General features: G+C 70.0%; 15 protein-coding genes. 6 read left to right on the forward strand and 9 right to left on the reverse strand.

Going from position 1 to position 14,271, the window contains the following annotated elements; all coding sequences use genetic code 11:
- Positions 1-11: 11 nt before the first annotated feature.
- Positions 12-1,196: an NAD(P)/FAD-dependent oxidoreductase gene (locus CPZ00_RS03890; RefSeq protein ID WP_096389720.1), complete on the reverse strand. Its 1,185-nt coding sequence runs from the start codon at positions 1,194-1,196 to the stop codon at positions 12-14.
- A gap of 188 nt (positions 1,197-1,384) precedes the next feature.
- Between CPZ00_RS03890 and CPZ00_RS03895 the strand changes: the two genes are divergently transcribed.
- The 5 genes from CPZ00_RS03895 (at position 1,385) to CPZ00_RS03915 (ending at position 6,300) form a co-directional block, all read left to right on the forward strand.
- Positions 1,385-2,215, forward strand: coding sequence for an NAD-dependent epimerase/dehydratase family protein (locus tag CPZ00_RS03895; RefSeq protein WP_096389721.1), 831 nt, complete (start codon positions 1,385-1,387; stop codon positions 2,213-2,215).
- 111 nt (positions 2,216-2,326) lie between these two features.
- Complete coding sequence (locus tag CPZ00_RS03900; RefSeq protein WP_096389722.1) at positions 2,327-3,358, forward strand: proline racemase family protein; 1,032 nt, start codon at positions 2,327-2,329, stop codon at positions 3,356-3,358.
- Positions 3,359-3,889: 531 nt separating this feature from the next.
- Positions 3,890-4,213 (forward strand): quaternary ammonium compound efflux SMR transporter SugE, encoded by a 324-nt coding sequence (sugE, locus tag CPZ00_RS03905; protein WP_096389723.1) that lies wholly within the window; start codon positions 3,890-3,892, stop codon positions 4,211-4,213.
- A gap of 199 nt (positions 4,214-4,412) precedes the next feature.
- A complete protein-coding gene (locus CPZ00_RS03910; protein ID WP_096389724.1) occupies positions 4,413-5,957 on the forward strand; it encodes an acyl-CoA carboxylase subunit beta in 1,545 nt (514 codons plus the stop codon).
- A 4-nt stretch (positions 5,958-5,961) separates the two neighbouring features.
- Positions 5,962-6,300, forward strand: coding sequence for an acc operon protein (locus CPZ00_RS03915; RefSeq protein ID WP_233255132.1), 339 nt, complete (start codon positions 5,962-5,964; stop codon positions 6,298-6,300).
- A gap of 132 nt (positions 6,301-6,432) precedes the next feature.
- Here the strand turns inward: CPZ00_RS03915 and CPZ00_RS03920 are convergent, their stop codons facing one another.
- From CPZ00_RS03920 to CPZ00_RS03940, 5 genes are all read right to left on the reverse strand, one after another.
- A complete protein-coding gene (locus tag CPZ00_RS03920) occupies positions 6,433-7,014 on the reverse strand; it encodes an HAD family hydrolase (RefSeq protein ID WP_096389725.1) in 582 nt (193 codons plus the stop codon).
- A gap of 62 nt (positions 7,015-7,076) precedes the next feature.
- A complete protein-coding gene (locus CPZ00_RS03925) occupies positions 7,077-8,114 on the reverse strand; it encodes an AIR synthase family protein (protein ID WP_096389726.1) in 1,038 nt (345 codons plus the stop codon).
- Positions 8,111-9,424, reverse strand: a complete 1,314-nt coding sequence (locus CPZ00_RS03930) for an alanyl-tRNA editing protein (protein WP_096389727.1) — start codon at positions 9,422-9,424, stop codon at positions 8,111-8,113. The genes CPZ00_RS03925 and CPZ00_RS03930 overlap by 4 nt, the downstream gene beginning before the upstream one ends.
- Before the next feature lie 91 nt (positions 9,425-9,515).
- The gene (locus CPZ00_RS03935; RefSeq protein ID WP_096389728.1) at positions 9,516-9,716 is read right to left on the reverse strand and encodes a dodecin; all 201 of its coding nucleotides are present in this window, start codon (positions 9,714-9,716) and stop codon (positions 9,516-9,518) included.
- Between the two features lie 104 nt (positions 9,717-9,820).
- Positions 9,821-10,159: a DUF7116 family protein gene (locus tag CPZ00_RS03940; protein WP_096389729.1), complete on the reverse strand. Its 339-nt coding sequence runs from the start codon at positions 10,157-10,159 to the stop codon at positions 9,821-9,823.
- Positions 10,160-10,348: 189 nt separating this feature from the next.
- On the opposite strand from CPZ00_RS03940, the gene CPZ00_RS03945 reads away from it, so the two are divergent.
- Positions 10,349-11,020, forward strand: coding sequence for a glycosyltransferase (locus CPZ00_RS03945; protein ID WP_096389730.1), 672 nt, complete (start codon positions 10,349-10,351; stop codon positions 11,018-11,020).
- Positions 11,021-11,086: 66 nt separating this feature from the next.
- On the opposite strand, the gene CPZ00_RS03950 is transcribed toward CPZ00_RS03945, so the two are convergent.
- From CPZ00_RS03950 to CPZ00_RS03960, 3 genes are all read right to left on the reverse strand, one after another.
- Positions 11,087-11,377, reverse strand: coding sequence for a ubiquitin-like small modifier protein 1 (locus CPZ00_RS03950; protein WP_096389731.1), 291 nt, complete (start codon positions 11,375-11,377; stop codon positions 11,087-11,089).
- A 121-nt stretch (positions 11,378-11,498) separates the two neighbouring features.
- A complete protein-coding gene (locus CPZ00_RS03955) occupies positions 11,499-12,992 on the reverse strand; it encodes a potassium transporter TrkA (protein ID WP_199243387.1) in 1,494 nt (497 codons plus the stop codon).
- Positions 12,989-14,242, reverse strand: a complete 1,254-nt coding sequence (locus CPZ00_RS03960) for a potassium channel family protein (protein WP_096389732.1) — start codon at positions 14,240-14,242, stop codon at positions 12,989-12,991. The genes CPZ00_RS03955 and CPZ00_RS03960 overlap by 4 nt, the downstream gene beginning before the upstream one ends.
- Positions 14,243-14,271: the final 29 nt, after the last annotated feature.

The following is a 14,271-nucleotide window of genomic DNA, read 5'->3' on the forward strand; positions in this document are numbered from 1 at the left end:
GGAGGAAACGATCAGTCGATCGCGGTCGTCTCCGCGAGCGTCTCCCCGCGCTCGAACCGGTCGGCGGTCAGGTCGGAGACGTCGACGGTGGTCGCCTCCCCGTCGAGAACCAGCTCCGAGACCACCCGTCCGGTGGCCGGGGAGTGCATAAAGCCGTGCCCGGAGAAGCCGCAGGCGTTGACGAAGCCGGGGATCGTCTCCTCGATGATCGGGTGGTGGTCCGGCGTCACCGCGTACAGCCCGGCCCAGCCGCGGCGCATCTCGGTCTCGGGCCCGAAGTACGTCGCGACGTCGGTGAGGCGGTCGAGCACCTCGACGGCCCAGTCCAGGTCGTGTCGGGTGCGGAAGCCGTCGGGGTCCATCTCCGGATCGTGGTCCGCGTAGTGACCGCCGGCCACCACGCCGCCGTCGCGCTCCGGCCGGAAGTGGGTGCGCCGGTCGACGTCGACGACGAACGGATGGTCCTCGGGCACGCCGGTCTCCGGGTCGAGGACCACGAGCTGTCGTCGCTTCGGGGCGATCGGCACGTCGACCCCGGCCATCGCGGCGACCTCGCCGGCCCACGCGCCGGCGGCGTTGACGACGAACTCGGACCGGATCCGGCCCGCGGTGGTCTCGACGCCGGTCACCGCGCCCGAGCCCGAGCCCGCGCCCGAGCCCGCGCTCTCGCCGGTTCGGAGCACGTCGGTGACCTCGACGCCGGTTTCGACCGTTGCCCCGGCCTCGGTCGCCGCGCGGGAGAACCCCTGAAGGCCGAGGTGGGGGTCGGCCCACCCGTCCGAGCGAAGGACGGAGGCGCCGGCGACGTCCGCGGTCCGGAGCGCCGGGTACCGGTCGGCGACGGTCTCGCGGTCCAGGTACTCGCTGGGCACGCCGTGGTCGTTCTGCGTCCGGACGTTTCGCCGGAGCTGGGTGGCGGTTTCGTCCTCCCGTGCGAGAAAGAGATAGCCCATCCGCCGATACTCGACGTCGGTGCCGAACCGCTCCGGGAACGTCTCCCACACCGGGACGCTCGCCTTCGAGAGCTCGATGTTCACCGGCGAGGCGAACTGCGACCGGATCCCGCCGTTCGCGCGGTCGGTGCTGCCCGCGCCGATCGACGACTTCTCGAGCACGGTCACGTCCGCGCCGCGCTCGGCGAGATGATACGCCGAGGCCAGACCGACGATCCCGCCGCCGACGACGGTCACGTCCATGTGATCGCCTCCCGGAACATCGTTCGTACGGTACTGCGACAGCAACTATATAAGGGTTTCTCCGGTGTGAACCGACCGCCGTGCGGAAACCGCGCCGTCGCTGACGGAACCCCGGCGACCGACGCGCGGATCCGGCCCGGATCGCGGAAACACGAATCCTTTTATCACCCTTTCTCCATCGGTATGGTATGCGTGTACTCGTCACGGGTGCTAGCGGACGCGTCGCCGACGGGATCAAGAACCACCTCGAGGGGGACCCGGCATACGAGTTCGTCTACCTCGACCGGGAGGACGGTCCCGACGTCGACCACGTCGCCGACGTCGCCGACTACGAGGCGATCCGGCCCGCGTTCGACGACGTCGACGCGGTCATCCATCTGGCGGCGTATCCGACCACCGACGGCACCTGGGAGCAGGTGCTCAACAGCAACATCATCGGGACGCGAAACGTGCTGGAGGCGGCGGCGGACGCCGAAGTCAGCGACTTCGTGTTCGCCTCCTCGATCCACGCGGCCGGGATGTGGGAGGAGGAGAACAAGCCGGGGATCTACGACATCGACGACGACGTCACCGTCACCGTCGACGACCAGGAGCGGCCGGACTCCTATTACGGCGTCTCGAAGGCGTACGGCGAGGACATCGGGCGGTATTACGTCGAGCAGCGCGAGTTCCCCGCGCAGTTCTACGCCATCCGCATCGCGAGCATCCGCGCCGGCAAGTACGACAACCCGTACGGCGACGCCGAGCTCGGGGTCGAGCAGGGCGACTGGGAGCGCGGCAGCGAGGCGTACGTCACGCAGGTAAAACGGCTGAAGGGGACCTGGCTCTCGCTGCGGGACTTCGCCCAGATCCTCGAGTGCTGCTTCGAGGACGACGAGGTGGAGTGGGGCGCCTTCTTCGGCACCAGCGAGAACGACCGGAGCTGGTTCGACATCGAACACACCAAGGAGGTGCTGGGATACGAGCCGCGGGACCGCGCGGAGGACTGGCAGTCGCCGCCGCCCGAACTCGTTGAGTGAGTCCGCCCGTCACGTCCTGCCGGAGCTGCCGGAGCCGCCGGAGTTGCCGGAGCCGCCGGAGCTACCGGGGTCGGCAGAACGTTTAGGAGGCGAGCGGCCGCAGACGCCGATATGCGCTGGGAGCCGCCGGACGACTGGCCGCGGATCGAGACGATCGAGTCACACGCCGGCGGCGAGCCGCTCCGCATCGTCGTCGACGGGATGCCGGACCTGCCGGGCGAGACGATGCTCGAAAAGCGACGATACGCCCGCGACCATCACGACGACCTCCGAACGGCGCTGATGCTGGAGCCCCGGGGCCACGCCGACATGTACGGCGCCGTCCTCACGGAGCCGGTGACTCCGGACGGCGACGCAGGCGTCCTCTTCACGCACACTGACGGATACAGCACGATGTGCGGCCACGGCGTCATCGCGCTCGGAACGGTGCTGCCCGAGACCGACCGCCTGGATCGCGACACCGAGAACGAGGACGAGGGTCCCGTCCTACGGCTGGACACGCCGGCCGGCCGCGTCACCGCACGTCCGACGATCGAGGACGGCCGGGTCGAGCGCGTGGCCTTCGAGAACGTCCCGGCCTACGTCGTCTCACTGGAGGAGTCCGTGCACGTCCCCGACTACGGCCGGATCGAGTACGATCTGGCGTTCGGCGGCGCGTACTACGCCTACTGTGACGCCGCGCAGTTCGACGTCTCGGTGGACGGCGATTCGGTGGCCGACCTCATCGACGTCGGCCGGGCGGTGAAAGGAGCCGTCGCGGACGACGTGTCGATCACCCACCCGGCAGAGGAGGACCTCGGGTTCCTGTACGGGGTCGTGCTCACGGACGAGCCGCGGGGAGACGGCGACGTGCGCAACGCGTGCGTCTTCGCCGACGGGGAGGTCGACCGGAGCCCGACGGGGACGGGCGTCAGCGGCCACCTCGCGCTCGGGCACGCCCGGGGAACGCTCGCGCCCGACGAGCCGTACGTCGTGGAGAGCGTCATCGGGTCCACGTTCACCGGCCGGATCCGCGACGTCGTCGACTACCACGGCCACGAGGCGGTGGTGCCGGAGATCGAGGGGAGCGCACACGTGACCGGAACGAGCACGTTCACCGTCGATCCCGCGGACCCGCTGGGAGCCGGCTTCGCCCTGTGGTGACCCGGCTGCACCACCGCGGCGGAGCGTGCTGGGGCCCCCGTCGGCAACGGTCACGCGACGGTCACGCGACGGTCGCGCGACGGCGATGGCGGGCACGTCGATCGGTTCGGGAAAACGACGTCGAGTCCGAGTGGTCGGTCTTCGTGATCCCGGTTTGTTTATAATATATCGATTAATATTCAACTATTATAATATTATAAATATAATATAGTAGTAAATATAATTGGTGGCTGAACTACGGAACTCGAGTGCAATTCGTGACTCTTGAGCAGTCAACGAACGACTAGAATACGATCCGTCCGAGATCGTGAACCAGTATATAAACATCACAACTCAAACAGAAGTCCATATTGATAATAACCTAAATATAATATATTTATATATTGTATATCATATATTATATTTTGTATTAACGCACATATACGATCATACATATGTTTATCTAATCACGTAGCTAGCGGATGAAAACGGGGAGACGAAGTGGAGGGAAAACTAAAGCTATAGACGGATCGGAGCGGTAGGCGAAGACGTATGTCGTGGTATGTTCTCGTACTCGCAGGCCTGTTCGAGATCGGCTGGGCGATCGGGCTTGAATATTCGGACGGACTCTCGAAACCCGTGCCAACGGTCGGCACGGCCGTCGCTCTCATCATCAGCATGGTACTGCTGGCACAGGCCGTGAAGGATCTCCCGATCGGCACGGCATACGCCGTCTGGACGGGTATCGGGGCCGTCGGGACGGCCACGCTCGGTATCCTCCTCTTCGACGAGCCCGCCGCCCTCGCCAGAATATCGTTCATCGGCGTGATCGTCGTCGGCATCGTTGGCCTCCACGCCGTCTCGGGCGGCCAGTGACACAGCCAGTCAAGCACACCCATCCACTCACAGTCACCCAGACACAGCCACACACAACCCACTCATTCACAGCCACCCACGCACAACCACACGGGACGTGATTACGACGATCGTCGTATCGGAGCTCGTCGCATAACAGAACCCTTTTGCCCCGTCTGGCGGAGTGACACACAATGAGTCAGGGTGGTCCGACGTGACGATGGACGACCGGATCGACGACCTCCGCGAGCGCCGGGAGCGGGCGCGGAAGGGCGGCGGAGAGGAGCGCATCGCGTCCCAACACGAGAAGGGGAAGATGACCGCCCGTGAGCGGATCGACTACTTCGTCGACGACGGGACCTTCCACGAGTTCGACCGGTTCCGCACGCACCGCAACCACTCCTTCGGGATGGAGGAGACGAAGATCCCCGGCGACGGGGTCGTGACCGGCTACGGCGACGTGAACGGCCGCAAGACGTTCGTCTTCGCTCACGACTTCACGGTCTTCGGCGGGTCGCTCGGCGAGGTGTTCGCCGAGAAGGTCTGCAAGCTGATGGACACGGCGATGGAGGTCGGCGCGCCCGTCGTCGGCCTGAACGACTCCGCCGGGGCGCGCATCCAGGAGGGCGTCGGCGCGCTCGGTGGGTTCGCGGAGATCTTCAGGCGCAACACCGAGGCGTCCGGCGTGATCCCCCAGATCTCCGGGATCATGGGTCCGTGTGCCGGGGGCGCGGTCTACTCCCCGGCGATCACCGACTTCACCGTGATGGTGAAGGACACCTCCCACATGTTCATCACCGGCCCCGACGTGATCGAGACGGTGACCGGCGAGGAGGTGACCTTCGAGGAGCTCGGCGGCGCGGTCACCCACTCCTCGCGAACGGGCGTGGCCCACTTCGCCGAGGCGTCCGAGGAGGACGCCCTCGACCGGATCGCCCGGCTGCTGTCGTATCTCCCGCAGAACAACGTCGAGGACCCGCCGCGGGTCGACCCCTGGGACGATCCCGAGCGTGCCGACCCGGAGCTCGAGACGATCGTCCCGGACGCGCCGCGCAAGCCCTACGATATGACCGCGGTGATCGAGCGCGTCGTCGACGAGGGCTCGTTCCTCGAGGTACAGGCGAACTTCGCGAAGAATCTCGTGATCGGCTTCGCCAGGCTCGACGGCCGGTCGGTCGGGATCGTCGCGAACAACCCGCGGGTCAACGCGGGCACGCTCGACATCGAGGCCAGCCAGAAGGGCGCGCGCTTCGTCCGGCTGTGTGACGCGTTCAACGTCCCGATCCTCACTTTCGAGGACGTCCCGGGCTTCATGCCCGGCACCGACCAGGAGCACAACGGGATCATCCGCCACGGCGCGAAGCTGCTGTATGCCTACTCGGAGGCGACCGTCCCGCTTTTGACCGTCATCACCCGCAAGGCCTACGGCGGCGCCTACTGCGTGATGGCCTCGAAACACGTCGGCGGCGACGTCAACTACGCCTGGCCGACCGCCGAGATCGCGGTGATGGGCCCGAAAGGCGCCGTGAACGTCCTCTACCGCGAGGAGCTGGCGAACGCCGAGGACCCGGAGGCGCGCCGCCAGGAGCTGATCGACGAGTACCGCGAGGAGTTCGCGAACCCCTACACCGCCGCCGACCGCGGCTACATCGACGACGTCATCGAGCCGACCGAGACCCGGGCACGGCTCGTCGACGACCTCGAGATGCTGGCGAGCAAGCGGGACGAGCTCCCCGAGAAGAAACACGGCAACCTCCCGATCTGAACCGATGAGGAACGACACCCCCGACCCGGTCGGCGAGCCCGGCGACGCCGGCGACGGTCCCGAGGTGAACGTTCGCGACCGGCTCTCGATCCCCGACGACGCCGAGCCCGAGGAGGCCGCCGCCATCGCTGCCGCCGTCGCGGCACACCTGCAGGACCGGGACCGTGCCCTCGCCGCTGCGGCCGCGGCCGCGGCTGCGGCGGCGAACGCGAACGACGGCTGGGAGGGCGACCGCTGGACGTTCGCGGGCCGAACCGCCGCGCTCGGGGGTCGAACCGCCCGGGTTCCGGACGGCGCCCCCCGCGATGCCTGGACCGCCGCGGGGCGGAGCGACCGGTTCTGAGGCGATCAGGGTCGGCGCGGCGACGGCGTCCGTCCAGCTGGCGATGGGGTCCGTCCAGCCGGCGACGACGTCACCCGGCGGCTGCCTCGCGTTTTCCGGTCGCCGCCCTCGCGTTTTCCGGTCGCCGCCCGGTCAGGCGGCGTCGTCGGCTCGCGACTCGGGCGGGTTCACGCGCGCGAACTCGACCCCGGCCCGGCGGGCGGTTCGGGCGTCACGGTCGGAATCGCCGACGAAGATCGACCGTTCGGGGTCGACGGACAGCGCCTCGATCGTCGCCCGGAGCGGTTCGGGGTCCGGCTTGTAGGTCCCGACGGTGTCACGGCCGACGACCGCGCTCACGCGGTCCGCGAGCCCGTGGGTTTCGAGGGCGATCCGGCAGGCCTCCTCGGCGTTGAGCGAGCAGACGCCGGTCCGGGTCGCCCGGTCCGCCGAGAGGACGTCGGCGGCGGCGAGCCGGCGCGACTCCCGCGCACCCTCGTGTTCGTGGGCGGCGATGGCCGCCTCGACGGCGTCGGCGATCCCGTACTCCGGAGCCGCCTCGAGGAGATCCCAGAGGCCGTCGCTCGGGGGCTTGACCGCGTGTTCGGCGTACACCGCGAGCACGTCCTCGGCGACGGCGTTCCAGTCGACCGCCAGCCGGACCAGCGTTCCGTCGAGGTCGTAGACCACGGCGTCGTAGGCGTCGGGATCGAACCCGAGGTCGAACTCGGTCATACCCCAGGGTTGGGAGGCTGTCACACTGTGTGTTTCGGTCCACGAGGTGATCGACCGCCGGCTCAATCGTCGTCCGCGGCCTCCCACAGGGCGTACATATCGTCCCGCGGCGGATCGAGGATCGGGATGCCATCGAGCACGACCGTCCCGACGTCTGCGTCGGCCGGTCCGTCGGACGCGTCGCCGACGTCACCCGCATCGTCCCCCTGGGGAGCCACCACCTCGCCGATCGCGGCGGCCTCGACGCCGAGCGCCTCGACGGCCGAGACGGCCGCCGCGACCTGGTCCGCCGGAACGGCAGCCAAGAGCGCGCCGGAGCCGAAGGTTCGAAGCGGGTCGACGCCCATCGCCGTACAGCACGTCCGCGTTTCCGGGCGGATCGGGACGTCCTCGCGGGCGATCTCGACGCGAACGCCGGCGGCGCTCGCCATCTCGTGGACGGCGGTGAGCAGGCCGCCCTCGGTCGGGTCGTGCATCGCGGTGGCGAGATCCCGGACGGCGGCCGCCTCGGGGACGACGCTGACGTCGTCGAAGAACCCGCGCGCGGCCTCGAGCGTCCCGGCCTCGACGCCGGCGTCTCGACACTCCTCGGCGAAGTCGCTCGCGAGGATCGCGGTCGCCTCGATGCCGGCCCCCTTCGTCAACACGAGCCGGTCGCCGGGCGTGGCGCCGCCGGACGGGAGGAACCGGTCCGTGGTCCCCATCGCCGTCATCGAGAGGAGCGGGCGGTCGAGCGCGGGCAGGTATTCGGTGTGGCCGCCGACGATCGCGACGCCGAGGTCGCTCGCCGTCGCGTCGAGTTGGTCGGCGAGCGTCCGGCGCGTGCCGGGGTCCTCGTCGGGCAGGAAGACGGTGCTCGTCACCCATCGCGGGTCGGCCCCGCTGACCGCGACGTCGTTGCACGCGACGTGGATCCCCAGCTGGCCGGCGCGCTCGGCCGCCAGCGATATCGGGTCGGCGCTGACCACGAGCGTCCGGTCGCCCAGGTCGATCGCGGCCGCGTCCTCGCCGTAGGCGGCGCCCTGGATCACGGTCGGGTCGTCCGCGCCGACCGCGCCGAGGAAGTCCGCGAGCCCCGCCGGGTCGAGCTTCCCCGTCATCGCTCGGCGTCCGGGGCGACGAGGGCGGCGGCCTCCGACCGGAGGAACTCGGCGACCGCCGCGGGCTCGCCGTCGATCCCGCCGCCCTGAGCGAACGTCGAGCTCCCGCCGCCTCCGCCCCCGAACTCGTCGGTGACCGCGTCGACGATCTCCCCGGCGCCGAGCGCCGCCTCGCCGGTCGTCGCGACGACCACGAACGGCGCGCCGTCCGCACCGACGACGGCCACCACGTCGGGGGCGTCGGGAGCCGCGCCGACCGCGTCCTCGACCGGCTCCTGGAGGTCGTTCGGACCGACCCCGGCGAGCGGATCGTCGTCGGCCGGACCGTCGCCACCCGGCTGGTCGCCGCCGATCGTGCCGACGGCCCAGGTCGCGGTGGCCGCGTCGCGGTCGGTGGCGGGCGTCTCGACCGTCTCGAGGTCGGCGATCCGGGCCGACAGGAGCGCGGCTCGCAGCGACGCCACCTCCGCGGACAGCTCATCTGCCTCCTCGCGAAGTCGACTGACGGCGTCGGGAAGGTCCGCCACGCTCGCGTCCGCCGCGCGGCTCGCCGCCCGCGCGGCCCGGTGGACGGTGGCCCGGTGCTCGATCCCGGTCGGGCCGACGGCGAACTCGACGCGCGTCCGGCCCTCGCCGGGGTTCGACCGGTCGACGACCTCGATCGGGCCGATCTCGCGCGTGTTCGAGACGTGGGTGCCGCCGCAGGCGGCGGTGTCCCACCCCTCGATCGTCACGACGCGGACCGACTCCGGCCGGTCCGCCATCGCGCCCTCCTCGGTCCGCTCGTTGAACGCGATGTCCGGGAGCGACCGGGCCTCCGCGGCGGGCATCGTCTCCCAGGAAACCGACAGCGCGTCCCAGACGGCGCGGTTCGAGAGGCGTTCGAGTTCGATCAGGTCGTCCTCGCCGATCGGATCGTCGGTCGTGAGGTCGACGCGGACCGTCTCGGTCCCGATGTCGAAGCCGGCGTATCCGAGCCCGTCGAAACAGCGCCGCGCGGCGCCGTAGAGCACGTGCGAGGCGGTGTGGGCCCGCATACAGTAGGTCCGGAAGGCGGGGTCGATCGCACACGCGACCGTGTCGCCGGCCGCGACCGTCGGCGTCTCGGCGAGATGATGCACCACGTCGCCCTCGACCGTCTCGACGTGGGCCACGTCGACGCCGGCGATCGTTCCCCGATCGGCGGGCTGGCCACCAGATTCGGGGTAGAAGTACGTCTCCGCGAGGGTGATCGAGTCACCGTCGACGCGTTCGACGGTCGTCTCGAAGGTCCGCACGTCGGGGGTTGCCGGTGCACGCGAGGCAGTCATACACTCCGGTCGGCGGCGGTGACCCAAAAAAGTGCGCGCTTCGGCGGGGTCGCTCGGCCGACGGAACGTCAGTCAGTCGCCGGGCGGATCCTCAATCGGCCAGCTCGAAGGCGACCTCGACCTCGGCCTGGTACTCCCGCTCGGGTGCGTTCTTCACCTCGACGCCGAACTCCTGAACCTCGGCCCAGTAGACGTTCTGGAGGGTGTCCTCGGCGCGGTCGATCGCGTTGTCCGCCGCGTCGTCGAAGCTCTCAGTGCTCGTCCCGATCAGGGAGATCTTCTTATATACCATACCACGGGATAGCGCGCCCGTCCGTATAAAAGTACCCCGCGGTCCGATCGTCGCCTCGGGGGCTGCCGGGACGCTCTCGGAAGGGAGACGGGGCGGCCTTCGACTCAGGGGCTGCCGGGCCGTCCCTGCATCACGTCGAACTCACCGTCGTCATCGACGCCGATGACCGCCCAGTCGAACGGCGGCTTCAGCCGAAGGAGGTGCTCACGGAGGTCAGTCGCCGCCCGCCGCCACGTCACGAAACACCGCAGCCGCGGCGTCTCCCCGCCGTCCGCCAGATACGGCTCCGGATCGGTGGCGTCGTCGGCACACACCGGCGTGACGAGCACGCGTCGCCACTTCCGCTCGGCGACGAATTCGGACCCGCCGTCGTCGACGGTGTATCCTAGTTCACGGAAAACGGCTCTGGCCTCCGTCGTCGGTGGCATACTCACAGGGGCCATCTACGGTTCCGTTCGGTCTCCTGTGTGATAAACTTTCTCACGATTCTCGCTCGGCGGATCGTTGCCGTGCTCACTCCACGAATCGTCGCCGTGCCGGACCGCCGCCGTGCCGGACCGTCGCCGTGCCGGACCGTCGCCGTGCCGGACCGCCGATGGGTTCTTGAGGCGGCTCCGACAGCATTCGACACGATGTCGACCTCGAGCAGCGAGGGTCCGACCGTCAGCTACGTGATCCCCACCGACGAGGAGGCGGACTACCTCGACGCGACCCTCGAGCGCATCCGCCTGCAGTCCACCGCGGAACCGATCGAGGTGATCGTCGCGGACGCGGACAGCTCGGACGGGACGCGGTCGATCGCCCGCGACCACGGCGTCCGGCTCCTCACGGGCGCCACGGACGGGATCTGGGAGGGTCGCAACCGGGGCGGCGCCGTCGCCGAGGGGGACTGGATCGCGTTCGTCGACGCCGACACGCTGGTCGCACCGAATCACTGTGACCGGCTCCTCGCGTACGCCCGCGAGCACGACCTCGATGCCGCGAGCTCGCGCTGTCGGGTCCCGGGACTGCGCGCGACGTGTATGGAGGCGGTCATCAACCACGTCTTCCCGCGGCTGCGCAGGCCGATCCTGCCGGGATTCAACGTTCTGATCCGACGCGACGTCTTCACGGCAACCGGGGGATTCCCGGCGGTCCCGAACGAGGACACCGCCTACAGCCGACGGCTCGGTCGGACCCACCGGACGGGATACTGTCCCGACGTCCTCGTCGAGACCTCCCCGCGCCGGATCGAGCGCGACGGGCTCACCGGGACCGCGATCCATTACCTCCGGCTCGACCGCGAGCGGCTCCGGTCGGCGTGACGCGGTGAGGTGCCCGCCGATCCACCGTCCGGGGAGTCACCGGTCGGAGCCCCACCGTCCGGGGAGTCACCGGTCGGCGATCCGCGACCCGCCGCTGACCGGCGGGAACAGCGCGAGTTCGTCGTCCGCCTCCAGCTCGGTTGCGAGCCCGTTCTGGTGGATGACGTTCTGGCCGTTCCGCAGCAGGTTGATGTGGTCGGCGAGCTCGCCGTCCTCGAGCACCCGGTCGCGGAGGTCCGGGCGGTCCTCGAGCAGGGCGTCAAGGGCGGCACCGACCGTGTCGCCGGGATCGGCCGCGACGGTCACGGTCCGGTCGCCGGCGAGCTCCGCGAGGTCAGCGAACAGCTTCCACTCCATATCGAATCACCGACCGCCGGGAGTATGAGGGTTGCGTCCCGCCAAGACGTTGCGTCCCGCCGAGACGTTGCGTCCCGCCGAGACGTCGCGTCCCGTACGGCCGCCGCGTCCCGCGACCGGACTATTCGGGTCGCCGATCGCCGGGCGTCTCACCGTCGTCGGCAGCTTCGGTACCTCGGTCAGCGCCGTCGGAGCCACCGCCGTCGGAACCACCGTCGTCCTCCCCGACGTCGGTCTCGTCTCCCGAGCCGCCTGTCGTCCCCAGCGCGTCAGTTCCCGTGTCGAGCGCGTCAGTTCCCGTGTCGAGCGCGTCCGTCCACGTCCCGGCCGCGTCCGTTTCCGGTCCGCTCTCGCCGGGCGCCGATTCGTCCGCGTCGGCGCGCACCGCCGGCGTGGTGGCTGCCGTCTCGAACCGGCGGATCGCGTCGAGACGCCCGACGAGGTAGACGGCGTCGCCGGGGTCGAAGGCGTCGCTTCTGGGCGGGAGCGCCCGAACTGACCCCTCGGCGGGCCGGATCGCGGCGACGACGGCCGAGACGTCGGCGACGGCGGTGCCGACCAGCTCGCTGCCCTCGGCGACGGTGACGACGCTCATCGTCTCGTCGGCGCTCCGCAGCAGGCTCGCGAACTCGCGGTCGGCCTGCGGCTGGGCGGGGAGGGTCACCAGGCGATACGTCGTCGCGTCGTCGAGCCGCTCGGCGTCCGTGGCGTCGAGCGCGAGCGTCGCCACGTCGCCGGCCGTCGCGCGGAGCTCGGCCGTCGCGACTCGCTCGGGAGTCTCGCCGCCGCGCCACACCTGCACGACGTCGCCGGGCGTCGCGGTATGCGCCGGATCGGCGGTGATCGCCACCGCGGCGGTGCCCGGCGCGAGCGTCGGCCCGAGGCCGGCCGCCCGGGTGCCGACGGCGAAGTACTCGATCTCGCCGCGCTCGTCGACGTCGACGTCGACGTACGTGATCCCGAAATCCTCCTTCACGCGGGCGACGAGCCGGGTCCGAAGCTCCTCGACGGTCAGCCGCCGGGGGAACAGCAGCGTCTTCTCCGCCATCTCGGCCTTCCGATCCGGCGAGACCGCCTCGTAGGACTCCATGTCCTCGATCTCCTCGACCGGCGGGAGCGTGACCGGCGTTACGCGACCGACCGTCCGCACGACGGCGCCGACTTCCCCCTCGAGCCGCTTGCCCCCCGCCATCGAGAAGACGTTCCGGGCGACGGTGTCGCCGACGCGGAGGCCCGCCGGAGAGACCGCCGCCGCGACGCCGACGGCGACGACGTTGAACAGGACGGCGTCGAGCCGCAGGAGTTCGAACTCCCCGCCGCCGATCACCCCGCCAAGCGAGGTCGTGTTGAGGTATAACACGACAACCGCGACGCCGAACAGGACCGCGACGCCCTCCGGAGCTCGCTGGCGGAAGTACCACCGGTAGAGGGCGGCGATCGACCCGGTTATCAGTAGCGCCAGCGACGCGAACAGCACGAGGGTCGCCGCCGCCCGCAGGGGCTCGCTGAAGGTGACCACCGTGGCGAGCGGGACGGCGTCGGTCGCGGCGGAGAGACCCGCCTCGAGGGCCGGGACGCCGGGTTCGCCGACTCCGATCACGCCGGGTCCGGTCACGCCGCCACCTCCCTGAACCGGTCGAGCGCGTCGCGGGTCCCGACGACGAACAGCTCGTCACCGGCCGACAGCTCCTGGTTCCCACGCGGGGCGATCACCCACGATCCGTGCTTCGCGGCCATGATCGCGACGTCGTACCGGGCGCGGACGTCGACGTCCCCGATCGTGGTCCCGTCGAGCGGACCGCCGGCGACGACCGAGACGCGCCGGAACCGCTTGCCGGCCCGCCGGATCAGGGCGGTCAGCTCGAACTCCCGCCGCGTCCCGCGCGAACGGACCAGGACGCTCCCGCGGTCGGCCTCGAGCAGCGGACGCGCGTCGGACCGCGTCACCGCGACGGTGAGCCGCCCCTCCCCGCCCGTGGTGACCGGAACCGAGGGGGACGGCGCGTCGACGTCGGTTTCGGAATCGGATCCTCCGTCGGTGGCGAGATCGTCCGCCGCGGGGTCGGGAGCAGCGGGATCGCCGCCCACGCGGTCGGCGTCCGGGCTCGACCGCGCCGAGACGACGGTGCCGTCGACGGTGCCGCCGGGCGTGAAGACGGTCACCTCGTCGCCGCGGGCGATGCCGGTCGGGATCAACGCGGCGATCGAGACCGCCCGCTTGCCGTCCGGAACCCGACGCGAGAGGCCGCCAGTCGGGGGCGCGGCCTGGACGATCGCCCGCGCGTGTTCGTCGATGCTGACGGCGACGTCCGCGAGCTCGAACTCCGTCCGGAGCCGGTCCGCGAGGCGGGTCTCGAGCTCCGCGATCGGCACGTCCGCCGGGAACGTCCACTCCCCCTCGGCGATGGCTCCGCGGGTCTCGGCCGACAGCGGCGGGTACCCCTCCATATCGCCGACCTCGCCGACGATCTCGACGCGTGCCCGCCCGCGACCGCCGACGAGCTCCACGACGTCCGCCGAGAGGGTCCGGTTCCGAAGCGAGCGCAGCGAGAGGCGTTTCGGCGCGGTCGACCCGAGCTTATCGCCCTGCGCGTGTGCGTACAGCGCGAGCATCAGGACGACGATGATCGCCGTCAGGATCGCGGGCGCGCGTTCGGAGGCGCGAACCGAGGGATCGTTGAGCGCGAGCAGACCGCCGTTGACCCCGGCGATCGCGAGCGCCAGGACGACGACACCGAATCCCGGGATCGTCACCCCGGTGAAGTATTTGAACAGGAATCCGAGAACTCCCGAGACGATGGCCGGAATGATCCCGGTGAGCAGTCCCAGGTAGATCCCGTAGAGTATCTCGACCGGTAGCTCCATATCCGCCGGTCACGCGGCGGACGGATATC

The organism is Halopenitus persicus (genome assembly GCF_002355635.1).
Taxonomy (GTDB): Archaea; Halobacteriota; Halobacteria; order Halobacteriales; family Haloferacaceae; genus Halopenitus; species Halopenitus persicus_A.